Here is a 25,200-nt window from a genome sequence, read left to right as displayed (position 1 = left end):
GGATCCAGCCACGCCGATTCACACCCCCCAAATCGAAATCCTAAAGCGTCATTTCGTGCGGCGCAATTCGCGACTATAGACGTTGGGGGTTCTGATCGTCGGCCTGGTTCGGGGCTATACGGTCAATCTGAGGTATTTCCCAAAACCCTTCAAAAACCTATGAGTCGTGTATTGTGTCTTAAAAGTCTATAATTCCTAAGTTTATGGCCTTTATAGCCGCCGCCGTCCTATTCGGGGTATCCATTTTTCGCAATACATTTTTGACGTGGAAATTCACTGTGTCAATCGATATTCCTACAATCCGCCCTATTTCCCAGGAGGATTTTCCTCTGGCTATCCATAAGATACACTCCTTTTCTCTCGGAGAGAGGTCGGGTTCGCTTTCCGTGTCGCTCGAAATGGCGGACTCAGTGACTTTGAGATGGAAATGTAACGCCGCAAGTTGCAAGTAAGTGATTGTTCTATTGTGGAGCTCTCCATTCCAGACTTGAGCGAAGCTCATGATCGAAAAACTGCGGTCGGGGCCGTGCAACGGGACGCTAATGCCTGACCTTAAGCCGAACGTCGCAGCCTCGTCGAAAACTCGCCGTTCGTCTTCCGTCGTGCTTACATCATTGTAAACCTCGCTCCATCGAAAGGCGTCTGGTCGCGTTCGACATGTCTTGACGATGGGGTCTATCCGGTCGTAACCCATTTCGAAAGAGCGCTCCTGCCATTCCTCAGGAAAGTTCAGCAAGACGGCCGGATCGCATCGGACCGGCTTTAAACCTTTTTGGTTGGATGTAATTGAGCCATAGGCGACCCATCGGCAATCAAAATTCAGAGCAAAAGCAGACAACAAATCAAACAACTGCTCGGATTGAGCAACACCGTTGGTGCGGTCCAGAAATCGGCCGAACTCGACGGCAAACTTCTCCTCGGTAGCCTGAGGAAAATGCAAAGTTGGTCGGGCTTTGGTTGATCGCCCTCGAAATTGAGAGACTGTAGTCGTCCGCGGGCGTTCCATAGTCTCTTCTCCACAGCAATTTTACGCTGGATGTTGTCACAGGCACCAACAATGCCCAAAGCAGTCTGATGCCAAGCTCTTTGCGGCGTGGTCGACATCGTCAAATCTATATCAAATTCCGGCAACTCGTAAAATTATTATATGTTAAAAGTTGTATGTGCACCGTTGTATAATGTTTAACTTTGCTAAAAGTTGATTTCAAAATGTAAAGTCGAAGAACAGATCTGCGCAGACGATCTCTTGGTTCAGGCGATTTCCTTAGCCTCTATTACACCGAGGTTCCAATAGGTCCAGCCCTTGTCAGCCGGGCCTAGATGATCTTCGCGATCTTGTAGGCGAGCGGAACGGCGACGCCCTTGAATGTCCGACGGGCTAGATGGGGTAACGGGCCACTAGCCCGTCTGACCTGCCACTGAACATTCATCCAGCGGCGATTAGAGCCTTGGCCGTTTCTGTTACGCCTCTTGGCGCGGGTTGAGCAACCGGCGGAGGCGCAGAGCCTTCCATCAGCACAGCGTCGGAGCCGGTTGCGGTGATGTCCTCGGCGTATGCCGCCGGGGTCTGGTAGCCGAGCGAGGAATGAGGCCTCGCGGTGTTGAACAACTCGGCGACGGAACACCCACGGGACCGGCCCGGAGCGCGAGTTTCTCTATCCATGGCATCCTTGGGCGGGTCGCCAGGTCCATATTCATGAAGTGATCGACAAGAACGAAGCAGAGGTTTTCCGCTGCAGTCTTTCTGGCCGGGTATCGGATCGCTGGCTGGAGGTTCCTGGGTGGATGTTCGATCGGAGTCTCAGCGCGAGCTGGCGCATAACGACTGCTCCGCACGTCTACCTTGCCGCGCTGGGCACCCTGGCGAAACTGCTCCACGACACGGGCGCCCCATCGCAATCGCCGGAGATGGGCGCAGCATTGGGCTGTCACGCGAATCGGGGAGATGTCCATGCCGCGCCAGCCCACGACATACCAGTTCGATCTGTTCTCGAAGCCGAACGACGCCGACACGGTGCAGACGCCGCAATGGCAGGCGCTGCCGGCCGAGGCGCGCCGATCAGTGACGAAGCTGATGGTCAGCCTGATCCTCGGGCACGTCGACGGCGAGGGTGCCGCAAAACGGGAGGGCGCGGATCATGATGCATGAGAAGATTGGGCCGCATCATCTGGAGCGCAAAGCGATCCTGTATGTGCGGCAGTCGTCAGCCCATCAGGTCCTGCACAATCGTGAGAGCAGCATGCTTCAATATGCGATGCGCGACCGCCTGACGGCCCTTGGCTGGTCTCGCGTAGAGACGATCGATGACGATCTCGGCCGTTCCGCCGCCGGCGGCGTCGTACGCGCCGGCTTCGATCGGATGGTCGCTGAGGTCTGTCTCGGCAAGGTCGGGGCGGTTGCGGCACGGGAGGTGTCGCGGTTTGCCCGCAACAGCCGCGACTGGCAGCAGCTTATCGAGATGTGTCGTGTCGTCGATACCGTGCTGATCGACCAGGAGACGGTCTATGCGCCGCGTCAGGGCAATGATCGGCTGCTGCTGGGATTGAAGGGCAGTCTCAACGAGTATGAACTCGATCTTCTGCGCCAGCGTTCGCTGTCGGCCCGCTACGAGAAGGCCCGCCGCGGCGAACTCGTCGTCGCAGCCCCTGTCGGCTTCGTGAAGGTCGGCGATCGGCTTGAGAAGGAACCTGATCGGCGTGTGCAGGAATCCATTACCCTGGTGTTCGACAAGGTTGCTGAGCTCGGCAGCGCCCGTCAGGCCTTGATGTGGTTCCTCGAACATGGGCTGGATTTGCCCGCCAAGCGCAACAATGGCGAAGTGGTCTGGCGCAGGCCGAGCTATGCGACCATCCACCGGATGATCGAGAACCCGATCTACGGCGGCGCCTACGCCTATGGTAAGACTCGTGTCGCGCCGGGATTTGGGCGATCCGCCGTTCGAGCAGGTATCCGACGCAGGACGCGCGAGGAATGGCTGGCGCTGATCCCGGACAGCCATGAGGGCTATGTCAGTTGGGAAAGGGCAGAGGCGATCCGCAAGATGGTGAGCGACAACGTGCCCACGAGCCGGCATCACGGGGCGCCCAAGCATGGCGACGCTCTGCTCGCCGGGCTTGTCCGCTGCCGGCGCTGCGGCCGCAAGCTCACGGTGCGGTACACGGGCATCAAGCACAACATTCCGCGCTATTCCTGCTGGCGGGGTCTGCTCGACAATGGCGAGCCGCGATGCATCGCTTTTGGCGGACTGCGCGTCGATGATGCGATTGAGGAAGCGCTCCTGCGAGTCGTGGAGCCGGGAGCGATTGCTGCCGCTGCCGAAGCTGAGGCGCAAGCTGCCAATCGTCGTGACCAGGTCCGGGACGCCCTCAGTCGGGATCTTGAGGCTGCCCGCTACGCTGCCGACCGGGCCTTCCGGCAATACGACGCGGCCGATCCCGAGAACCGGCTGGTCGCGGCGGAACTGGAAGCGCGTTGGAACCAGGCACTCATCCGTGTCGGTGAGATCGAGAGCAAGATCGCCGCGCATGATGCCGCGACGCCGAGGCCATCACCTGTGTTGGCAACGGGCATCACGGCGCTGGCCACAGACCTTCAGGCTGTCTGGTCGGCGCCAACGACGGACGCCAGGCTCAAGAAGCGCATCGTGCGCACCGTCATTCAGGAGGTGGTCGCCGATATCGACGATAAAGCCTCCGAGATCGTGCTGCTGATCCACTGGATTGGCGGCGCCCATACCGAGCTGCGCCTGCCGAAGCGCCGGCGTGGACAGCGCAACAGCACCTCTGGTGATATCATCGCAGCCATCCGGCAACTGGTGCTGATCGCCAGCGATGATCTGATCGCCGGCATTCTCAACCGCAACGGCCTGGTGACCGGGCATGGCAATCGCTGGACACGGGAGCGGGTCACCGCACACAGATCGCATCACAAGATCCCGGTCTTCCGGCCGGCACCGGATGGGGCCGAGCCATGGCTCAACCTGAACAAGGCGGCGCGCCTCCTCGGCGTTGCACCGAAGACCCTCAGACTCGCCGCCGAAGCAGGCGAGATCGAAGGCATTCATCCTCTACCGGATGGGCCGTGGATCTTCAGCCGATCAGAACTCGGAAAGCCGCGAGCCCAGCAGATTGTTCATCGTGCGCGACAGAACCCGAAGTACCCCGCGGGATCGCACCCCGATCAGCAAAACCTATTCCCTTCAACGACATAGACAGATGGGTGTGTAACCGGGGCAGATTTCCGGGCGGAGGTGGGGTTTGCAGGGGGGCGGGTTTGTGATTCACCCTTTGCGTGACTCTGCCGCCGAATGATTCGCTTGAAGGCCTGTCGCTGGCGGAACTCCGCGGGCTGGTTGGGACGCTGCTCGGCGAAGTGCGGGGTCTTCACGGACAGGTCGAGAGCCTGCAGATGGAGAACCAGGCGCTGCGCGCCGACAACCAGAGCCTGAAGGACGAGATTAAGCGTCTGAAGGACCTGCCTCCGCGGCCGCCAATCAAGCCGTCCAAACCGTCGGGGATGGAGAAGGCGACGGGGGCGAAAGCGGCCAAGGGCAAGCGTCGGCGGCGCGGCGCCAAGCGCGACAGCGCTCGTGTGAGCCGCGAGGTGACGGTTGCGGTGAGCTCCCCTGCGGGCTCCCGCTTCAAGGGGTATGAGACGATCCTGGTGCGCGATCTGGTGTTGTCGGCCGAGGTGGTGCGCTACCGGCGCGAACGCTGGGTGACCCCGAGCGGCGAGACGATCGTGGCGCCACTGCCGTCGGGGATTGTCGGCGGCTGGGGCGCGAACCTGCGCCGCTTCATCCTGGCCTGCCATATTCAGGGCCAAGTGACGACGGAGCGATTAACCGCACTCTTGACGGGCATTGGCGTCGACATCTCGAAGCGTCAGGTGGTGCGGCTGATTTCGGAGGGCCTCGAGGTCTTCGTTGCAGAGGATCGTGACGTGTTGCGCACCGGACTTGCCACGGCGCGCTGGATCACGGTCGATGATAGGTCGGCGCGCCACGCCAACCAGGACGGCTACACCGCTCAGATCGGCGATGACCGCTTCACCGCGTTCCGCACCGGGCGATCGAAGTCACGGGGGGCGTTCCTGGCAACGCTGCGCGCCGGGCACGGCGATTACGTCATCAATGACGAGGCGTTGGCCTATATGCGCGGCCGCAACCTCGCTGGTCCGGTGATCGACCGGCTGGCGGCTTTCCCGCAAAAGGTGTTTGCCGACAGCGCCGCCTGGCAGGCGCATCTGGCAGCGCTGGGCCTCGACCAGCTTGCGGTTGAGCCGAACCCGGTCAAGATTGCCACCGAGGGGGCGATGTGGGGGGCGATCCGCCATCATGGCTTTCTTGCCGACGCCGTTATCGTCTCCGATGACGCCGGCCAGTTCCGCATCGCCGACCATGCTCTGTGTTGGGTCCACGCCGAGCGGCTCGTCCACAAATTGGTGCCGATGACGCCAGACCAGCGCCAGGCCGTTGACGTCATGCGCCAGTTGATCTGGTGGTTCTATCACGACCTGAAGAGCTATCAGCGGTCACCTTGTCCGCGCCGCGCGGCGGCCTTGCGTGCCCGCTTCGACCGCCTGTTCAAACGACGAACCGGCTACGTCATGCTCGACAGGCTGCTCACCCGGCTTCACCGCCGCAAGCATGAACTCCTGCGCGTTCTCGATCGCCCCGAGATCCCACTCCACACCAACGGTTCGGAAAACGACATTCGCGCCGTCGTTATCAAACGCAAGATCTCCGGCGGAACCGTCAGTGACGCAGGCAGAGATGCCCGCGATGTCCTGCTCGGCCTGATGAAGACCTGCACCAAGCTCGGCGTCTCCTTCTTCGCCTACCTCGGCGACCGCCTTGGTATCCCCACACAAACCGCCGTTCTGCCGCTTCCCGATCTCGTCAGCCAAGCCGCTCCAGCCTGATCGCCCGGAAATCTGCCCCGGTTACGATGGGTGTTATGAAACAGGATTCTAGTCCTCCCGCCATTCGGCGATGGCGCTGCGGGCGTGGTCGAGGCCGAAGAACAGGCTCTCGTTCAAAAGCTCATCGCGCATGCGACCGTTGAAGGATTCGACATAACCGTTCTGCATCGGCTTGCCCGGCGCGATGTAGTGCCATCCGATCCCGTGATCCTTCGACCATGCAAGGATGGCGTTCGACGTGAACTCCGTGCCGTGGTCGGAGACGATCATGCCTGGCTTGCCGCGCTGGGCGATCAGTTCCGTCAGCTCGCGAGCAACCCGACGGCCGGAGATCGAGGTGTCCGGAATCGCGGCCAGACATTCGCGTGTCACGTCGTCGACGATGTTGAGCACACGGAAGCGCCGGCCGCAGGCGAACTGGTCATGGACGAAATCCAGCGACCAGCGCGCATTCGGCTTTGCCTCGACCAGGATCGGCGCCCGCGTGCCGACTGCTCGCCGTCTTGCCCGGCGCTTGCGCACCGTCAGACCTTCCTCGCGATAGAGACGGTAGATACGGTTGACCCCAGATGCCTCGCCCTCGCGCCTGAGCAGGATGAACAGCCGCCGGTAGCCGAAGCGTCGGCGCTCGTTCGCGAGGTCACGCAGCCGACCACGCAGCTCCGTCTCTGGCGGTCGGCGAGACTGGTAGCGGATCATCTTGCGATCGGCGCAGACGAAGGAACAGGCCCGACGCTCCGACAGGCCCATGACGGCCTGCAAATGCGCGACGGCTTCGCGCTTGGCGGCGGGCCCTACCATTTTTTTGACAGAAGCTCACGCAGCGCCGAGGCTTCGAGCATCTGGTCGGCGAGCAGCTTCTTCAGCTTGGCGTTCTCGTCTTCCAGAGCCTTCAGGCGCTTGGCGTCAGAGACGTCCATCCCGCCATACTTGGCCTTCCAGTTATACAGCGTCGCCTCCGAGACCCCGTGCTTGCGGGCCAGATCGCCCGCCTTCGCACCCGCCTCATGCTCGCGCAGAACCGCGATGATCTGCTCTTCCGTAAAACGCTTTCTCTTCATCAGTCCGTCCTTCAATCAAGGCCCGGACTCTAAGCTCAGATGGAGGAAATTCTCAGTGGCAGGTCAGCGGAGCTTCACCAGATCAGGCAGCGCCTCCATCAGGGCGAACGTCAGAAGGCGGCGCGTGGCGAGCTGCGGCTTCCCGTTCCCGCCGGACTGGCCCATGATCGCGCAGGCGGGATTGTTCTCAATCCCGATGAGCAGGTGCAGGCAAGGCTCATCCTTGTCTTCGCCAAATTCCGCGAGCTTCACAGTGCACGGGCCGTGATGCGATACTTGCGAAAGAACGATCTGCCACTGCCTGTGCGTCCACTTATGGGTCCCGCTCCGCACGATATCATGTGGCGCGAGGCCGACAGTTCACGGGTCCTCAGCATTCTCCAAAATCCTGCCTATGCCGGGGCGTATGTTTATGGACGATGCCGGGCGGAGGGCGGGCGGGTTCGCCATGATGTCTATCGCCCGAAGACGGTGAAGGTCCCCATCGCGGACTGGGAGGTTTGTCTTCAGTCTGCCCATTCCGGATACATCGACTGGGAGGAATTTATGGAGAATCAGAGACTACTGGCAAACAACATCAACCGCTATAAGGCTGGCCATTCCGGCGTGCCGCGCAAGGGAGCGGCACTGTTGCAGGGTATTGCCGTTTGTGGCCGGTGCGGTCGCCGGATCAGCCTACGCTATAGCGGTCCTGCAGGTAACTATCCCGTCTACACGTGTCGTGCCGACCGCGATCAGGACGGCGGACCGCTATGCCAGGAAGGGCGCGCGCTGCCCGTCGACGCACATGTTGAAAGCATCCTGCTCGACGCTTTGAAGCCGGACAGGATTGCCATCGCCATTGCCGCGCTGGGCCAGATTGAAGAAGAGACACGTCAGCTCGAGCGACAGTGGGCTCTGAGGCGCGAGCGGGCCCGCTATGAGACGGAACGGGCACGGCGCCAATACGACGCGGTGGAGCCCGAGAACCGTCTGGTGGCGCGTTCTCTGGAGCGCGGCTGGGAAGAGAAGCTGCGCGCCGCCGAAGCCGTCGAGCAGGATTACGAACGGTGGCGGTTGCGGGGCCAGGTCTGGTTCAAGATCCTGTGGCAGACCGGGGCAACAAGCGAGCATTCTCTTCAAAGGCGTGTCCACACCTACGCCAACTACATCGATATCGAGAGATTGCGCGAGCGCGTGACGGAGCTGAATGCCGACGGCAAGATGGACAAGGAGATTGCGGCGACGCTGAACGCGGAAGGCTTTGTCGCAGCACGCGGCTGCGCGTTCAAAGGTGAGAATGTCTGGCTTCTGCGGACACGCTGGAGCATTCCCACCGTCAAGATCAACGGGATTGGCGCCAATCCAGCTCGGTGGCCGGATGGAACCTACTCCGTTCAAGGGGCAGCAGCCGCCTTGGGCATCACACCGCAGGTTATCTTCGACTATCTCGCCCGCGGATGGGTCACGGGGCGTCAGCTCACGAAAGGCTCGCCTTCCATCACGACGGATCATCGCCGGCGCCCGACGAGGCTTGTCAAATGCACTCCGAGGGCGGCCAGATCGCCGATGCTGGCCGCCGAAAGCCGATCGCCGTGCATCAAGCGGGCTTGCCGAGATGCGGGATCTCAAGCTCGCCGACGGCCGTGCCAGGATTGTGCGGCATGGTCACGGCTCGGAGCGGAGCATCCAGACGGCGATCGGGCCAGTGCCAGTCAGCCGGGTAAAGATCCGGGATCGCGGCGCGAATGGCGAGGTTGATCGGGTCCGGTTCTCCTCATCGATCCTGCCGAAATGGGCGCGTCGGACGCAAAGTCTGGATGCGCTGCTTCCTGTTCTCTACCTGCGCGGTGTTTCGACGGTTTTCAGGAAGCGCTGAGCGCGCTTGTGGGCAAGGACGCGCCGAACCTGGCGTTCTACGACTTCCCCGCCGAACACTGGGATCATCTGCGTACGTCGGATGAGATCGACAAGCGCTATTTTGTGACGAGCCCTGGAACCTCCCCGAGTATGTTCTTTGGTTCGACCGCATCGCTGGTGTTCTTCCGTCCCGACCGCCCCATTTCACAGCCGCCGCGCGCAGGGGCAGTCAAGGCTGGCCGCGTTTTACGCGGCCACCGCAAGGCTTGGGCCTTGATCGACCCGAGCACGGCGGCATGCTCCCGATCGGATCGGGGTGCAAGGCGCCCCCGAGGGCTAGCGCAACTGGAAATACCCGCCGCAGTCAGCTATTGTCGTCCAGCGCGGGCGACCTCGTGGCGAAGCGTGGTGCACCGGCTGAAAGCGCCGCCGGGCCGCCTTATTCGAGCCTTGCCGGACTGAGGCGCCCGCGCGCCTTTTCCTTTGGCAGGCGCGGGCGCCAAGCCTCAACGAAGTGTTCGTATCCTTTCTGGGCCTGCTCGGCGACGCGCATCTCCTGGTTCCGCAGCTCCTTGACATTGTAGGCATAGGTCGGACCGCGGCTGTTGCCCTTCTTCTGCGGCTTGCCGGCCTGCAGTTCCATGCTGCGCATCTTGTGTGCAACCAGACTGGGTCGCGCCCAGAGGTAGTCCGCCTCCTTCGTCAACATATGCCAGACGAGCACCGTCAGCTTGCGCGCCACGGCGACGGCGGCAACCTGATGGCCGCGCCGGGCCCGGATGCGGACAAAGAACGCATGGAGCGGCCCCGGCGTCTTGGCGGCCGCCCAGGCGGCTTCCACCAGCATCGCGCGGGCATGGCTGCGTCCGACCTTGCTGATCCGCCCGTGATGGGCAGCACCGAGCCCCGACTGGCGCACGCGTGGGTTCAGGCCGAAATAGCTCACCAGTTTTTGCGGGCTGGAAAAACGGCCGATGTCACCGACAGCCGCCACTAGCCCGCCGGCCACTGCGAGATTGACGCCAGTGATTGTGAGCAGCCGTTTGATCACCGCATCATCGAGCGCGCTCTCGGCAATCTCCCGGTCAAGTACGCGGAGATCGTCACCCAGCCTGTCCAGTTCCCGGATATGGCGCTCGATTGCGGCGCGCTCGTCATCTGGCACCGGCTGACGGGTGAGCCAGGCACGACCGAGGCGCCCGAACAGGTCGGCATGGGGGCACCGCGGAATCAGATGGGCGTAGAGGATCGAATGCACCTCGTTCTTGATCCGGGTCCGATGCCGCACGACCTGGTAGCGCCGCGCGACCAGCCTGCGCATCCGCTCGGTGGCGGCATCCGGTGTCCAGATCTCCGGCAGGTAGCCGGCTGCGTACAAGCTGGCCGTGCCGGCGTCGATCTTGTCGGTCTTCACGTGAGCGTGCGCGATCGCTTTGACCTGCAGCGGGTTGGCGATCACCACCCGCTTCACGAATGGCGACAGCACCCGAGAGACCGCCATGCAGTTGCCGGTCGCCTCGATCACCACCTCGTCCGTCGCCAAAAGGCTCTTGCCGAAGCCTTCCAGCGCGGTTCGCGTCATATCGACCCGGCCCACATGCCGCAGTCGACCATCTTCCCAGATCACCACCTCGCCAAAGGTGCGGTGGGTGTCGATTCCAATTACACGTCGCATTCCTACCTCCTCTCGATCAGTCAGAGGGGAGCGGCGGGCGACACGACAACTACGGATCCGCGCTCTCAGCGCAACCGGGCGAGTCGCAGAGGCGGCCATCTACTAACACGAGCTCGCAGCTCAACGTACAAGATCGGCCTGCCCGCACCTTCGTGCTCCCGGTGCCTCTGTCCCGGATGGTCGCACCATACGCCGCGATCACGAAAACCGCAGCCGGACATCGGCACCGCCATCTTCATACCGGTTACCAATCCCATCGAAAGCGTCTTTGCGACCGTTCGCCACCGCACGGTGCGTACCAAGGGCTCGCTGTCCTCGAAAACCGCCAGGCTGATGGTCTTCAAGCTGGTCATGGCCGCAGCCAAATCCTGGCGAAGATTGAAGGGACAAAATCAGTTGCCCAAACTGCTCGCAGGTGCCAGGTTCCAGGACGGCATCGAGGTCATCGAAACGAAGCCGCAAAGCGCCGCTTGATCAACCCAGTCACCCAAATTCCGTCATAGCTCGCATCACCGTAAATGCTGCCATTGGGTTCCGGTCTTTATCCTGCCAGGGACGCAATATCAGACGTTCGGTCGTCAGCCTCATCGGCCCAAATTCCTATTGGGTGTCGCCACATAAGAGTCTGGCTTGGGATTCCCTTTCGCGCGTGAGCATGCGGGTCTGGCGCATGCTCACAGGTATATCGCTCACCGTTCCGTCGATTGATCGCCAGCGCCTCGATTGCCCGTTAGCTGCCACCCTGCTCTGGTGGCCAGCAGGTGAGGGAACCGGAGATTGCTTCTGTTCGCCAAGGGGTGGAAAGGTGTGATCGACCAACCGATTAAGTCGACAGCGCGCTGCAGTATCGCCTCGGTCTCAGCACGGCTGGGTGAGGCGGCGATGACATGTCCCATGGTGTCCCGGAAATCGCCTTTCCTAACGATCCGCGTCTTGGGTTCAACATACAACTTGACTTCGGCGACACCTGGTATGGTAGCCGCGCGAGTGTCGCCATCGATCCAGTCGAGGACGCCGTCGCCCTCAGGAACGAGGAACCGCGCGGCCGCAGTCTGCCAATGCCTTCTGCGCAAATCCCATTCCTCGCCAATTACCAGCTTGAGGTGCTCGCCAATGGGATCAATGCCGTAAGCCAGCTGAATCAGTCGGGGAGTGGTCCAACCCGGAAGACGCGGATTGACTTCAATGACTACTGGGCCACGCTCCGTCCACCGGAATTCAATGTTCGCTGGTCCCCAGCCAAGGCCGAGAGCGCTCAAACAACTCAGCGAGACAGCGGCTATACGTTTATGTTCGCAATCAGTCAGCAGGGCTGGAAAGATGCTGCCTCGAACAACGAAATTGGGTGGGCAGTCGAAGTCAGCGGCACCTACTGCGATGACCTCATTTCCCATAGTGTCAGCACTATACTGAGGGCCCTGTGCGAATTCTTCGACAAGTATCCTCGGCGAAGACTCCCGTGTCCGCTCCCCGGCCAACAGATACGCCGTATGTTCGGCCAACTCGTCGACGTTGCGACACAATCGGACACCGCAACTGCCGCTACCGACGGCTGGCTTAACAATCACCGGTAGGCCGATCTCCATTGCAGAGCTATCCACTTCCGTCGCGTCCTCTGCCAGGCGATAAGCAGGCATGGGAATGCCGGCCGCCGCGAGGAATTGACGTTGAGTGAATTTGTCGCAGCATCGTTCGATGGATACCGGGTCCGGTCCTGGCAGATCAAAATGCCGGCAGAGCTTGCCAACTGTCGCATAGATCGACTCATCGAGGCCCGAAAAGCCAGTAATGCCAGCAATGTGATAGGTTGCACGTAGCCGCGCACATTCGCGGATCAGCGCATCGAAATCATCTGTATCGACACGGATGGCCGCTAGGCTTTCCGCTGCAAGGTAGTCGTACTGAACTGGATCAGTCGACAGGGTAATTGGATGCAGGCCAAGACGCTGAGCCGCTTTCACGTATAGCAGCCCGATACTCCTGTGGCCTTCAACCAAGATGAGCGCTCTTCTTGCCATTGGCGTCGGCCTCCGTTGTATGCTGTGGGGCGGCCTGAGCCTAGACACGCGTCGGCTTTTTCTTCGTGCCTAACCTCAGACCCTGCGGTGAAGATATCAATGTCAGCGATCTGTGGTTGCAAAGATTTTGTTAAGTTTTTTGAACGATCTGTTGCAATCTTTTGGCTATCCCGCCTTGTGGCGCAGAACTCTTGGAACAGTTCCTCGAAATTTCGGTTTTCAGGGGATGCTGGTCTGATCTGTAAACTTAAACTGACTCTTACACGGCATCATAGGCAAAGCGAAGCTGGAACGTGAAGAAGCGCTCTCGCATTAGTCCCTATGATTGCTGGGCCTGAGGGCGGCCCGTCATCCGATATGCAACGGTACGAGGGTTACGCCGGCTGGGCCGGCACAGAGCCTCATGCATAGGAGACGGGCCACATGGAACATACCCGATTTGTCGGTTTGGATATTCACAAAGAACGGATTTCAATCGCGGTGGCGGAGAACGGGCGCTCCGGCGCGGTGGAGTATCTTGGCGAGATTGCGAATGACCCTGATGCCATCAGCAAGCTGTGCGATCGTCTCGTGAAGTCCGGTAAACCCTGGTGTTTTGCTATGAGGCCGGACCGTGCGGCTATGGCGTTTATCGCCTTGGCCACCGGTGCGACGTAGTGGCGCCGTCACTGATTCCGAAGAAGCCCGGTGATCGCGTGAAGACGAACCGTCGCGATGCGACCATGCTCGCCCGCCTCCACCGGGCCGGAGAGCTGACGCCAGTCTGGGTGCCCGATGCCGATCATGAAGCCATGCGCGACATGATCCGGCTGCGCAGCGTGGTTCGACAAGTCGTGACGCGAGCGCGCCAACATCTTCAAGGATTTCTGTTGCGACACGGGCGCAAGCATGAGCGTGGGACGGCCTGGCGAATGGCTTTCCGGCGATGGCTTTCGACTTTGGCTTTCGAACATCCCGCTCAGCAGATCGCATTTCAGGACTACGTCGATGCCGTCATGGATGCGGAACGGCGCCTGCGGCAGGTCGAGGAACAGATGCTCAGCCTTCTCCCGGAATGGGACCAGCGCCCGGTCGTTGACGCCTTGCAGGCGATGCGCGGGATCGCGCTCATTAATGCGGTGGTGCTGGTGGCGGAGGTCGGTGACTTCACACGCTTCTCAAACCCACGTCAGCTCATGGCCTATTTCGGCCTGGTGCCTGGTGAGCTATCGAGTGGCGAGAGCGTCTGGCGCGGCGGCATCGCCAAGACCGGCAACACCCATGCCCGGCGCGCGCTGGTCGAAGGCGCCTGGGCTTACCGGATGAGGCCGCGCATCGGCCGTCACAAGGTCGATCGAATCGAGGCGCTGCCAAAAGTCGTTCGCGACATCGGATGGAAAGCGCAGGTTCGACTGTGCACCCGATATCGTCGGCTCAGCGCGCGCGGCAAGAACGCCAACGTCGTCAATGTCGCCATCGCACGCGAGATGGTGGGCTTCATCTGGTCGATCGCTTGCACGGTTCAATCAATCCAAAGGCGGCATGACATCAACTTGACAGGCAGCCAGGAGAGGAGATCGCAAAACCCAAGATCAGCCTCGGCGCGATATACGGTGCTGGAGGCGGGACAATGCCGGGGAGCCCTCGTCTCCACTATGAGCCTTGACGCTCGCCACCTAGACAGAGGCAGCCCCAAACGAAACAAGGTCATGCGGCCCGACCCGCGGATGAGAGATTGTTGACCGACGTTCAAGTCCCGCCTCTTGCACCTCATATCCGCCGTACAAGTACCTCGGCCGCCGATCGGATTCGGCGGACTGCAACCTATGCCAAAGGCTATTGTCAGCAATCATGAGAGTGGATTGACCGGATCTAAAGAGTCCGCTTTTGGGATTCCCTTTTGCAGTGTGGCGTGCGAGTTTGGTGCATGCGTGATGATACACCGCTCCACCCATCGCTTCACGACTTTTGTCGTCACCGCGAATCGCATGCTGCTAGGGCTTTATTGTGATTTTTCATGGAATGAGGACCCTGTTTGAGGGGTGATTGATCGGGATAGGGGGACGCCTCACGGCGCCGCCCCTCCCACACCACCGGGCATACGGGTCACGTACCACGGCGGTTCGACCGGATTAAGCTTGGGCAGAGACATAGAGACGGGGGAGACCGAGCGACTCGAAGTGGTGGTTGCGCAGGGCCTGTTGGACCGCCGGGTGTCCTGACATGCGCCAGAATCCCGTCGGCGAACCGGCGGCAACCGCGGCACGGAGCTTTGGTACGCCACGACGGCGCAGTTCCTTGTAGCGGTTGTGCCCGTTCCCCCATTGCCGCCAAAGATACAAGCGTAATCTTCGGCGAATCCACGCCTCCAAGTTCGTAAGCACCCGTGGGGTCTGGCAGAAGCCGAAGTAGCCGCGCCATCCCATGAGGTATGGCTTCAGCTCTTTGATCAGCTGCGCCAGACTGATTCCCCGTGTCCGGCGTGTCATGTCCCGGATCAGCGCCTTGAACTTGTCGAGGGCTTTCGGCGCAATGCGCCGCTCGCCCCCGTCATTCGAGATGCTGAATCCAAGGAACTTCCGCTCCTCCGGTCGCGCCACCGCGCTCTTCGCCTCGTTGACCTTCAGCAGCAGCTTCTTGGTCAGGAACCGGCTGACGGAGGCCATGACCCGTTCGCCGGCGCGTCGGCTGCGAACATAGATGTTGCAGTCGTCCGCGTATCGGCAGAAGCGGAGACCCCTTCGGGTCAGTTCCTTGTCGAGGTCGTCGAGCAGGAGATTGCTTAGGAGGGGCGAGAGCGGGCCACCTTGCGGGGTCCCCTCGTCCACCGAACGGACCAAGACGTCCTCCATCACCCCGGCATTGAGGAATGCTCGGATGAGTTTGAGCACGCGCTTATCGGACACCCTCACGGCGACGCGCGCCATCAGGCTGTCGTGATTGACTCGGTCGAAAAACTTTTCGAGATCGATGTCAACCACGTAGCTGTAACCCTCGGCAATGTAGCATTGCGCTTGGGCTACCGCCTGATGGGCGGAGCGTCCCGGGCGGAAGCCGTAGCTGTGCTCGGAGAACGTCGGGTCCCATTGCTCTTGGAGAACCTGCAGCAGAGCTTGCTGGATCAGTCTGTCGACGACGCAAGGCACGCCGAGTTTTCTGACCCCGCCCTCCGGCTTGGGGATTTCGACCCGCTTGACCGGCTGCGGCTGGTAGGTTCCCTTGAGCAATTGGGACCGGATGTTTGGCCAATGCTTACGCAGGTAGTCCTGGGCATCGTCGATGGTCATCCCATCCACGCCAGGACCGCCCTTGTTCCTTCGAACGCGTTTCCACGCTGTTTCCAGATTCTCCCGGTTACACACCTTCTCCATTAGTTGTTCTGTCCAGGCCGGGCTTTCGGGTGCCGACTTCGCCACGGATGGTTCGGCCCTGCGTAGCCGCTGACAGGAGGTTCACCCTGCCCATCGGTTCCAGGGCCAGTACGTACTGGGTCTTCTGCCGCTTTCCACTCATGAGTTGCCGGTCCTACTTGCCACTTCCAATCGTTCGGGCCTTCGGTCATCGTTCCCGGCTCGGCCTATCCGTTGCTCCGCCTTTCGGCTTTGGAGTGCCTCACTAGCCTTGCCGACAGCATCACCTAATACGCCCTCTGCTGACTCCTGCGTCACGGTCAGGTCATCTTGCGATTCCCTCAGTTCCGAGATCGGAACATGACGCAGGCCTCCCCAGGTAAGCTCGATCGCCTTCCCCGCACCCCTGCCGGATCTACAGCCCTGTCCCTTGATGGATATGGACTTCGCGGCTCGTTGCCCGCTCGTCCGGCCAGGGATGCCTCATATCCGGTTTCTGTTCGTCAGGTCGCGGTTTGCTCCACGCTTCCTTCAGACACCACCTCGCGATGATGCCCTTGCGCTTCACTAAGCCTTCACCTCCATCAGGTTGGCTAAGGGACTTTCACCCTCAGGCGGTCGAACATGCTGGGCACACAACGAAGCCGCTGGCGCGGCATTTGGTGGTTCGGTTTGCGGATGAGGCTTCTGTTTTGAAGGATTGCGGCTGTTGAAGCGCAATCTTGAGAACAGGAGATGAGAGATGGCCGAACTGAGCCCTCTTCGCCGGCGCATGATCGAGGACATGACGATCCGCAATCTGTCGCAGGCCACGCAACGATCCTACGTGCATGCGGTAGCGAAGTTTTCGCGCTACTTTGGCCGCTCCCCCGACCGGCTTGGCCTGGAGGATGTTCGCGCCTTCCAGGTGCATCTGGTGGCGAGCGGGATTTCGTGGCCGGCGTTGAACCAGACGGTGTGTGCGCTGCGGTTCTTCTACGGCGTGATGTTGGGCCATGCCGAGATCCCGGAGCGGATCACGTATGCCCGCTCGCCACGCACGCTGCCGGTGGTTCTCAGCGCCGACGAGGTTGTCCGCTTCCTTGAGGCGGTGCCGAGCCTGAAGACGCGCACGGCGCTGACGACAGCCTACGCTGCTGGCCTTCGTGCCTCGGAGACCGTCGGGCTGAAGGTCGGCGACATTGACAGCGAACGCGGCGTCATCCGGGTCGAGCACGGCAAGGGTGGCAAGGACCGCACCGTGATGCTGTCGACGCAGCTCCTGCGCATCCTGCGGGTCTACTGGCGGCTGGCGAAGCCGCAGGTCTGGCTGTTTCCCGGCCGGGACGCAAATCGTCCCATTGACGTGCAGGTGCTGTATTCGGCCTGCCGCTCGGCGCGTGCCGCCGCCGGCATCGACAAGCGCGTGACGGTGCACACGCTCCGGCACAGCTTCGCCACCCATCTCCTGGAGAACGGCACCGACATTCGCATCATCCAGGTTCTGCTCGGCCACAACAATCTGTCGAGCACGGCGCGCTACACCAGGGTCTCGAACGGTCTCATCCGGCGCACGACGAGCCCGCTCGACCGGCTGAACATCGAGGTCGTGCCGACGGGCTGACCGGTCCGCCCATGTCGGCGAGACTGGAGGTGGCGGATATCTTCCGCCGCCATGGCGAGGTGTATCGGCGGGTCCATGACGGCCATCTCGGGCGCGTCGAGCGTCGCACGATGAGCGCGATCGGACTGTGCCGGACCGCCGAACTGGGCGGCCATGTCGAAGGTTGTTCGTCCTGCGGGGCGATCCGCGTGGCCTACAATTCCTGCCGCAACCGGCATTGCCCCAAATGCCAGGGGCAAGCCTGCCGGGACTGGCTTGCCGCCCGGCAGGACGAGCTTCTGCCGGTTCCCTACTTCCATGTCGTCTTCACGCTGCCGGCGGAGCTCGCCGCCATCGCCTTCCAGAACAAGGCGGCGGCCTACACGATCCTGTTCAAGGCGGCGGCCGAGACGCTGCGCACGATCGCTGCCGATCCCAAACACCTCGGCGCCGAGATCGGCCTCATCGCGGTGCTGCATAGCTGGGGTCAGAACCTGCACTATCATCCCCACCTCCATTGCATCGTGCCGGGCGGCGGCATCTCTCTCGATGGAACGCACTGGGTCGCCTGCCGGACCGGCTTCTTTCTGCCCGTGCGCGTGCTGTCGCGTCTGTTCCGCCGCCTCTTTCTGCAGGAGTTGCGGGCGGCCTTCGACGCGGGCATCCTCAAGTTCTTCGGCGATCTCGCCGGCTTGGCCGAGCCAGCCGCTTTCACCCGCTTGTTGGCCAGGGTGCGCCGCCTCGACTGGGTGGTCTACGCCAAGCCGCCGTTCGGCGGGCCAGAGCAGGTGTTGGCCTATCTCGGCCGCTACACCCGTCGCCATCGCCAATTCTCGGCTGATCAGCATGACCGACGATCAGGTCGCGTTCCACTGGAGGGATTATCGTCACCGCGGCAAGACGAAGGTCATGACGCTCCACGCGCACGACGAGTTCATCCGCCGCTTCCTTCTGCATACGCTGCCGGACGGCTTCCATCGCATCCGCCACTACGGCTTCCTCGCCAACGGCCATCGCGCCGCCAGGCTCGACCTGTGCCGCAGGCTGCTGGCCAGCCCGCGGCAGGACGATCTCGAACCGGAGGCCGAAAGCGCCGCTGTCGCCGCCGAGCGCCTTGCGGCAACGCATCGCTGCCCATGCTGCGGAGGGCCAATGGTCACGCTCGCCATCTGGCGGTGCGGACAAGCGCCGCCGAGCCCCTTCTGGAGAGACACCTCATGATCATGCCGAGCACGTCCAAATCACCCGGTTCGACATCCGTCGCCATGCGCGCCGGCACGTCGACCTTTGATCTGCCGCACAAGGTCGCGAGCGTCCAAGTCGGCGATGGGGAGCGCCGCAGCCACCTTTCGCGGCAATCGCCATCAAGCTCCGCCTTCCACCGTACCATTCTTCGCTGGGGTCGAACCGCAAACCCCCTTCATCAGCCTGGCGAAGACAATCGCGACCGCCTCTACAGGCCACAATCCCCATAGCGCCAGTCCTGCCCGCGGCTTCGTTCAATCCGGCTTACAGTGAGGTCCGACTCGAGCCCGCAGGCCTCGCCTGTGCCCACGGACCTCACAGAAGCCTTGTATGGGGATTTGTTTGTCAAGCCATCGCGACTGCCCATTTCGTTATTTCTTCCGTTTCAACCAGTTGATTGAGGCGGCCTGTTGTAGGGCCGCATAGTTGAGATGATCCGAGGGGAACCCGCCTCGCGCGCAACACATGCGCCGCGACCTTGTATTCGGTTGGATCCATACTGGATCCGGACCATGAAGCAGTCATTCGCTTCGGCGGCAAGGCTCCGAGGCGGCGGGCCCATTCTCCAGACGGCCATCGGAGCCAGGTTTCTGTTCGGGTCACCACCACCTCGGATCATCGACGGCCTGTCAGCAAAATCCGACCGGACGCCGAGTTGCTTGTTCGGTTTTCTCGCAGTCCTGTTCACGCTGGCTGCCGAAGCATGACCCCATCCGGTATCTCACCCACCGTGCTCAGACGCCACAAGGCTATGAGCAACTTGCGGGCGAGCGCTACGATCATCTTCGTTTTGCGTGCGGCGGTCGGACCTTCCGTTCGCGCCCGGTACCATTGGGCCAGAGCGCTATCCTTCTGGAACCGCAGAAAGCGCCAAGCAAGCTGGATCAGGCCGCGACGGACGCGGGCGTTACCTGCCTTCGCCAGTCCCTTCTGGCGCCGCTTAGAGCCACTTTCGTCGGGCGCGCCGGTCAGGCCGGCATAGCGCGCCACAGCCCGCCGGTCGCGAAGATTGCGGGAGAGCACCTCCTGAGCCAGCATGTCTGCTGTCTCGATGCCGATGCCGATAATGCTGGCGATGAGACGCACCATCGCGTGCGGCCCCGCCGCCGGCTCCTGTTCGAGACGCGCAAGGCGGGCCTTCTCGATCGCTTTGATTTGCTCGCAGACCATGGCGAGCCGGGCCATGTCGCGCCGGAGCTCATCGATCGTATTGGGTAGCAGTGGCAGACCGTCCGGTGTCCGCAGCCCGTCAAGGCGCTGTACTGCCTTTCGCAATTTGGGATTGAAGCTGCGGATCCCGAGCCACGCCAGGATCGCCTTCATGCGGTTGATGATCCGTGTGCGCTCGCTGACCAGACTTTCCCGCTCACGGCTTGGACGCCTGGCATCCTCTTCCTCGAGCGTCGGAACTGCGACCATCCCGCAATGCCCACGCTCGCCGCGTAGCCAGCCCAGGAAGACGCGCATCAGCATCGCCGTGTCCAACCGATCGGTCTTCGCCCGACGATGCTCGCGCGACACCGCGACGCTAGTCGAATGGACGACGTGCACCTCGATGCCGCGCCTCTCCAGCCACCGCGCCAGCCAGAACCCATCGCGCCCGGCCTCGAAGGCCAGCGCAATCCGTTCGATTGCATTGCCCACCTTGACCGCCTCGTCACGCCACCGCTCCACCAGCCGCAGCAAAGCAATAGGATCAGGCTCCAACTTTTTCAGAGGCAAGCGTTCAATGCCGGGAACCTGTCCCGCCGCCAACCAACTCGATTCACTCATTTCAACAACGACGATTACGCTGCTATTTTGATCAAACGGGACGAGCGAACGGCTCAGATCGTCAACCTGGGTCATGGGACACCTCTATCGCTTCTATCAAACGACGATGGTGCCATGCCGTCGCCGCTCACTCCATAGCTTCTCCAGATTTTTCGTCCAAACGGGGGCCTGACTCACATTCGATGATTTTGGATGCTGGCTTGGGGCTGTTTTCCGGGGGAATCAGCACCATGGTGAGAATTTGCGATTTTCGTCCTTGATCCCGGCGGGATTGGTGGTCGAGACCATTGCCTAGAGCACGTCCCGCGATCAATGAATCGATTGTGATGTGACGTCGGGCTTCGCGGAGCGTCAAGCATCTATCGCGTTGATATGGCGCTGCCGGGTGCATGGTTGTCTTCGCGGTCGACATCGGTCGCCGCATGATGGAGCTTCGCGGGACGAGCCTTCAATGTGGACGACGCACTTCGGTGAGACAGCGGTGCAACCCCATCAGCGGAATGGCTCGGCTCACGTCCCGGCAGGGACGCCTCAGGCGCTCGGATTCTGAACGCTATCTGGATTTACGCTATGGCTCCTGCGCTCGGATTGAAGAGCTCGCCAGTCTTGAGCATCGTGTGCATGATCACCGCCAATTTGCGCGCCACGGCCACGGCGGCTCGTTTGAAGCCGATCCTCTCCCGGAGCTTAAGACCCCATGTACGTAGGCTGCTCTCGGTCGAACAGCGTGTCAGGATGACCGCCGCAGCTTCGTAGAGAAGTCCCCGCAGATGTCGATCACCGCGTCGGGATATATGGCCGTCATAATCGACTTCTCCCGATTGGTAGCGGCGGGTTGTCAGGCCGATCCAAGCGGCGACAGAGGGGGACTTCTTGAAGTTGTTTGGATCCTCAATGGCGCTGACGAAAGAGGTCGCGGTGATCACGCCGATGCCGGGGATCGACATGAGGGTGCGGCAGGCTTGGCTTTGACGAGCATCCGCAACCAGTTGGCGCCCGAGCTCGGCCGCGCGAATGCGAATGCTGCGCCAGGCCTCCAACATTGGTATCACGATAGGAACAAGCTCGTTCTGATCGATGAGAAGACTCCGGACATTCTTTTCGAATGTGGTTCCCTTGCCTGCTGGGACGACGAGGCCGAACGTTTTCATGATCCCGCGGATCTGGTTGGAAAGCTCGACGGTGATCCTGACCAGTCGCGTGCGTGCTGCCACGAGCGTGCGGGTCAACATACTGTCGAAGCCTTTCACGCGCACCTCGCGAAAGAACCCTGCTTCAGCAAGATGCGCCAAACCATCGGCGTCATTCGCATCCGTCTTGTTCGCCGCCATATCGAGAGCGGCTTTGGCATGGCGCGCATCGATGCAGATGGCTGGCAATCCCTCGGCGCGCAGCGCATGATAGAACCACACCGACAGCGGGCCGGTTTCGAACACGACGCGCTTTGCGGCCGGCGCCCGCTTGCGGACAAGCTCGGCAATGATGTTGGGATCAGATGCGCACTTTCCGCGCCAGATCCGTTCGCCTCCACGGCGGATCGATACTGCCGTCTCTTTCATCGACACGTCGAGACCGATATATTCTGTCATGGCTGTTCTCCGTTGATGCTGGGCCTGGCGTCTAGTCGTGAGCCCGTATTTCATATTATCGGGGAACAGCCACCCTTCAGGAACATGATTTGGTTCTCAGGGCCGCCGCTCCGGCGATCACCCCATGTGGATGATGGGAAGAGCACTGAGCGACGATCTTCGATCGCGGGTCTTGAAGGCTTCGGACGCGGGCATGTCTGCCCGGCAGGCGGCGGCGCGGTTCGGCGTCGGCATATCGAGTGCAATCCGGTGGATCGCACGGGCGAAGATCGGCGAGCGGACGCCGCGGCCGCAAGGCCGTCGACGCGCGTCCAGCCTCGATGCGCATAAAGCCTTCATCGTGGGGTTGATCGATGAGCGCAAGGACATCACGCTGAACGAGATGGTAGAGCGGCTGGCGGTCGAGCGATCGGCTCGGATCAGTCGCAGCGCCTTAAGCGCCTGGCTTGGCCGGCACGGCTGGACGTTCAAAAAAAGTCCGCACATGCACTGGAGCAGGATCGTCCCGACATCCTGAAGCGCCGTCGTGCGTGGTTCGACGGCCAACTCGACCTCGATCCGGCAAAGCTGGTGTTCATCGATGAAACTGGACTATCGACCAAGATGGCCCGGCTGCGGGGCCGTGCGCCATGCGGTGAGCGTTGCCGGGCGGGCGTGCCGCACGGCCATTGGAAAACCACCACCTTCACCGGCGCACTGCGGCTGACGTGCATGACCGCCCCGTTCGTCTATGACGGCGCCATGAACGGCAACGTATTCCTGGCCTATGTCGAGCAGGTGCTGGGCCCGACCCTGTCGGAGGGCGACATCGTCGTGATGGACAACCTTCCCGCCCACAAGGCCGCCGGCGTTCGCGATGCAATCGAGACGACCGGCGCGAGGCTCATGTTCCTGCCGCCGATCGAAAACGCCTTCTCAAAACTCAAGGCTCTTATGCGCGCCAAAGCCGAGAGGACAATCACAGCCCTGTGGACCGCCGTCGGATCGCTCGTCGACCTCTTCACCCCAGCCGAATGCCAGAACTACTTCAAGGCCGCAGGTTATGACCCAGATTAAACCGGACGTGCTCTAGAGCGAAGGAGTGATCGTTGTGACCGTCCGCGCAGGGGCGCCAGCGCGACCTTGCCCTCTCTGCCGTAGAGTGTCGCGCCGGGTCCACAGCCGCTATGTTCGACGAGTGTCGGATCTTCCTTGTACCGGGACGAGGGTAGAGCTTCAGCTCGTGGCGCGCCGTTCTGCCGACGGCGTATTTTCGCTGAACGGTTCGAAGATGGGGTTGTCGCTGAGCGGTCGAGACGCACGTCCCGATTGGAATGCATCGTCCATCACCTTGGGCTGTCGCTTGGCGGCAGGCCGGCGGCCAGTTTTACAAAGCGGCTGATGGTCCCGGTCAGCAATGACACATTGCTGCGAGTTGTTCGGCGCCGGGCTTGTTTACGAACGGACCTTCTCAAAATTGTCGGTGTTGACGATTGGGCTTGGCGCAGGAACCATCGCTACGGCACCATCGTCTGCGACCTTGAGCGGCAGCGAGTCGTGACACTATTGCCAGATCGGGAGATTGCGACTGTCGAGGCGTGGTTGGCTGATCATCCACAGATCGAAATCGTCTCGCGCGACCGTGGCGGCGGATATGGAGAGGCGACGGCAAGGGCCTTGCCAAACGCGGTTCAGGTCTCTGACAGATGGCACGTTATGGAAAATGCCAGCGCGGCATTCCTCGACGCCGTTCGCAAATCGATGCGGACTATCCGAGCAGCCATCGGCTCCACGACGATCAACCCAGACTTACTCACCTATGTCGAAAAGCTGCAATACGAAGGCTATCTACGGCGCGAGGAAACGAACGCGGCAATCATGAAACTTGCTGGCGAAGGCATTCCCATCAAAGAAATCGTGCGCCGCACCGGTCATAGTCGCAAACTGGTTCGCCAAGTAATCCGTGGCCAGCGGACCGATATCTTCCGCGTCCGGCAGAGTTTACCTCGAAGCCTGGCTCCCCTTCTTGGACGGGCAATGGGTCTCGGGCTGCCGCAATGCAAGCGAGCTCTGGCGGCGGCTGAAGACTAAGGGCTTCAAGGGACGGCCGGGCGTCGTCAGCGAGTGGGCAGGCGACGAAGACGCTCCGAGCAGGCATCCGATCAGCAGCTCCATAAGGTGCCGTCAGCCAGAACGATCGCACGGTTGATGACCACTGCACATGATCATCTGAGTAAAGCCGACACTGTGATGATAGCCGCCGTCGAGGCGGGCGGGCCCATGCTGGTGGAGGCACGTAACCTCGTTGCCTGTTTCCATTCCATGATCCGCAAGAAGCTTGCCGATGATCTCGAGACCTGGATCGCGGCCGCCAGCAGAAGTCTCGTCGCATCTTTCGCCAACGGCATCGTTCGTGACCACGCCGCTGTCCGTGCGGCCATTATAGAGCCATGGTCAAACGGCCAGACAGAGGGTCAGATCACCAAGCTCAAGCTCGTCAAGCGCCAAATGTATGGACGGGGAAAGATCGACCTCCTGCAAGCCAGATTGATCGGGGCGGCATGACCCAAAATTCATCGAGAGTGCGTCAGACCCGATAACTGACCCCAAGGACCAGCGCCAAGCCGAAGCGCTCAATCGGCTGCAGCGCTCCTTCAAGCTCGAAAACGACGCTGGGCGAGATTGACGGCCGATCGGAGATCTTTGCTGCGACATCGTCGGAGAGGTTGCCTCATCGAGGTTCTGCTACAAACTTTCGCAACATAACCGTGTTGGCCGACCGGCATGCGCATTTGCGAGGCCCTCGTTCTTAAGCTTCCTGACCTGACCGCCGACCGTCCGATCATCCGGCAAACGAAGTTCCACAAGAGCCGCTTGCTGCGGCTCCACGCCACGACATGGAACGCTTAGACCGCTATTTGGTGGCACGCCGCCGGCTCGGAAGCTTGAACAGCGCGCTGTTCGTTTCCATCCATGAGCGCTCCGCCCGCCTAAAGTACCATGATCGCCATCTTTCTCCGGCTCGCCTACTCGACCGGCCTGCGCGGGGAGCCCAACCATCGGGGGCCTGCGTTCGCCATCTCTTCAACAGGCGACGGTCGTCATTCGAGGTCCGTGTTGCCATTGTTCAGCCGTGTCCGGTTGAAAACGTCTGTGTTCGGAACCTGACACACTGAGGCCAAGTATT

11 protein-coding genes and 8 pseudogenes are annotated in these 25,200 nt (G+C 61.4%); 11 read left to right on the top strand and 8 right to left on the bottom strand.

The features are described 5' to 3' along the window. Positions 1–178 precede the first annotated feature (178 nt). Together CGZ66_RS30320 and CGZ66_RS41095 are read right to left on the bottom strand one after the other, a co-directional pair. A complete protein-coding gene (locus CGZ66_RS30320; RefSeq protein ID WP_095090419.1) occupies positions 179–1,006 on the bottom strand; it encodes a helix-turn-helix transcriptional regulator in 828 nt (275 codons plus the stop codon). Between the two features lie 420 nt (positions 1,007–1,426). Next, a pseudogene (locus tag CGZ66_RS41095) lies at positions 1,427–1,603 on the bottom strand (IS3 family transposase); the annotation flags it as partial. Positions 1,604–1,951: 348 nt separating this feature from the next. On the opposite strand from CGZ66_RS41095, the gene CGZ66_RS30315 reads away from it, so the two are divergent. From CGZ66_RS30315 to CGZ66_RS30305, 3 genes are all read left to right on the top strand, one after another. After that, a complete protein-coding gene (locus tag CGZ66_RS30315; RefSeq protein WP_095090542.1) occupies positions 1,952–2,149 on the top strand; it encodes a hypothetical protein in 198 nt (65 codons plus the stop codon). Further along, on the top strand, positions 2,139–4,211 hold the full coding sequence (locus tag CGZ66_RS30310; protein WP_095090407.1) for a recombinase family protein: 2,073 nt from the start codon (positions 2,139–2,141) through the stop codon (positions 4,209–4,211). The genes CGZ66_RS30315 and CGZ66_RS30310 overlap by 11 nt, the downstream gene beginning before the upstream one ends. Before the next feature lie 80 nt (positions 4,212–4,291). Continuing rightward, the gene (locus tag CGZ66_RS30305) at positions 4,292–5,923 is read left to right on the top strand and encodes an IS66 family transposase (protein ID WP_167392304.1); all 1,632 of its coding nucleotides are present in this window, start codon (positions 4,292–4,294) and stop codon (positions 5,921–5,923) included. A 51-nt stretch (positions 5,924–5,974) separates the two neighbouring features. On the opposite strand, the pseudogene CGZ66_RS30300 reads toward CGZ66_RS30305, so the two are convergent. Further along, positions 5,975–6,984: pseudogene (locus CGZ66_RS30300) on the bottom strand (IS3 family transposase); the annotation flags it as partial. Positions 6,985–7,023: 39 nt separating this feature from the next. Between CGZ66_RS30300 and CGZ66_RS41405 the strand changes: the two are divergent. Continuing rightward, a pseudogene (locus CGZ66_RS41405) lies at positions 7,024–7,752 on the top strand (recombinase family protein); the annotation flags it as partial. 826 nt (positions 7,753–8,578) lie between these two features. Further along, positions 8,579–8,877: pseudogene (locus CGZ66_RS30290) on the top strand (IS256 family transposase); the annotation flags it as partial. A 385-nt stretch (positions 8,878–9,262) separates the two neighbouring features. Here CGZ66_RS30290 and CGZ66_RS30285 read toward each other — a convergent pair. Further along, the gene (locus CGZ66_RS30285) at positions 9,263–10,480 is read right to left on the bottom strand and encodes an IS110 family RNA-guided transposase (protein WP_167392324.1); all 1,218 of its coding nucleotides are present in this window, start codon (positions 10,478–10,480) and stop codon (positions 9,263–9,265) included. A 264-nt stretch (positions 10,481–10,744) separates the two neighbouring features. On the opposite strand from CGZ66_RS30285, the pseudogene CGZ66_RS30275 reads away from it, so the two are divergent. Then, positions 10,745–10,972, top strand: a pseudogene (locus tag CGZ66_RS30275) (IS256 family transposase); the annotation flags it as partial. Positions 10,973–11,187: 215 nt separating this feature from the next. On the opposite strand, the gene CGZ66_RS30270 reads toward CGZ66_RS30275, so the two are convergent. Next, entirely contained in the window at positions 11,188–12,516 is a 1,329-nt protein-coding gene (locus CGZ66_RS30270; protein WP_095090415.1) for an ATP-grasp domain-containing protein, read from the bottom strand. Positions 12,517–12,939: 423 nt separating this feature from the next. Here CGZ66_RS30270 and CGZ66_RS30265 point away from each other — a divergent pair. Continuing rightward, positions 12,940–14,009 (top strand): annotated as a pseudogene (locus CGZ66_RS30265) (IS110 family RNA-guided transposase); the annotation flags it as partial. Positions 14,010–14,627: 618 nt separating this feature from the next. Here CGZ66_RS30265 and ltrA read toward each other — a convergent pair. Then, the gene (gene ltrA, locus CGZ66_RS30260; RefSeq protein WP_095090414.1) at positions 14,628–15,866 is read right to left on the bottom strand and encodes a group II intron reverse transcriptase/maturase; all 1,239 of its coding nucleotides are present in this window, start codon (positions 15,864–15,866) and stop codon (positions 14,628–14,630) included. A 721-nt stretch (positions 15,867–16,587) separates the two neighbouring features. Here ltrA and CGZ66_RS30255 point away from each other — a divergent pair. Together CGZ66_RS30255 and CGZ66_RS30250 are read left to right on the top strand one after the other, a co-directional pair. Next, the gene (locus CGZ66_RS30255) at positions 16,588–17,448 is read left to right on the top strand and encodes a tyrosine-type recombinase/integrase (protein ID WP_095090392.1); all 861 of its coding nucleotides are present in this window, start codon (positions 16,588–16,590) and stop codon (positions 17,446–17,448) included. An 11-nt stretch (positions 17,449–17,459) separates the two neighbouring features. Then, positions 17,460–18,648: pseudogene (locus CGZ66_RS30250) on the top strand (IS91 family transposase). Positions 18,649–19,356: 708 nt separating this feature from the next. On the opposite strand, the gene CGZ66_RS30245 reads toward CGZ66_RS30250, so the two are convergent. Together CGZ66_RS30245 and CGZ66_RS30240 are read right to left on the bottom strand one after the other, a co-directional pair. Continuing rightward, positions 19,357–20,520 carry an IS110 family RNA-guided transposase gene (locus tag CGZ66_RS30245; protein ID WP_095090393.1) on the bottom strand — a complete coding sequence of 388 codons (1,164 nt, stop codon included), beginning with the start codon at positions 20,518–20,520 and terminating at the stop codon, positions 19,357–19,359. 488 nt (positions 20,521–21,008) lie between these two features. Next, a complete protein-coding gene (locus CGZ66_RS30240; protein ID WP_095090413.1) occupies positions 21,009–22,034 on the bottom strand; it encodes an IS110 family RNA-guided transposase in 1,026 nt (341 codons plus the stop codon). Between the two features lie 133 nt (positions 22,035–22,167). Between CGZ66_RS30240 and CGZ66_RS30235 the strand changes: the two genes are divergently transcribed. Next, a protein-coding gene (locus tag CGZ66_RS30235) for an IS630 family transposase (protein WP_245331317.1) occupies positions 22,168–23,090 on the top strand; the annotation gives its coding sequence in 2 pieces (ribosomal slippage) (positions 22,168–22,504 and positions 22,504–23,090; 924 coding nt in all). Positions 23,091–23,118: 28 nt separating this feature from the next. Beyond that, a pseudogene (locus CGZ66_RS41085) lies at positions 23,119–24,578 on the top strand (ISL3 family transposase); the annotation flags it as partial. Positions 24,579–25,200: the final 622 nt, after the last annotated feature.

The organism is Mesorhizobium sophorae (genome assembly GCF_002270415.1).
Classification (GTDB): Bacteria; Pseudomonadota; Alphaproteobacteria; order Rhizobiales; family Rhizobiaceae; genus Mesorhizobium; species Mesorhizobium sophorae.
Note: the sequence above shows the minus strand (reverse complement) of the source record. Positions and strands in the feature narration are given on the sequence as shown.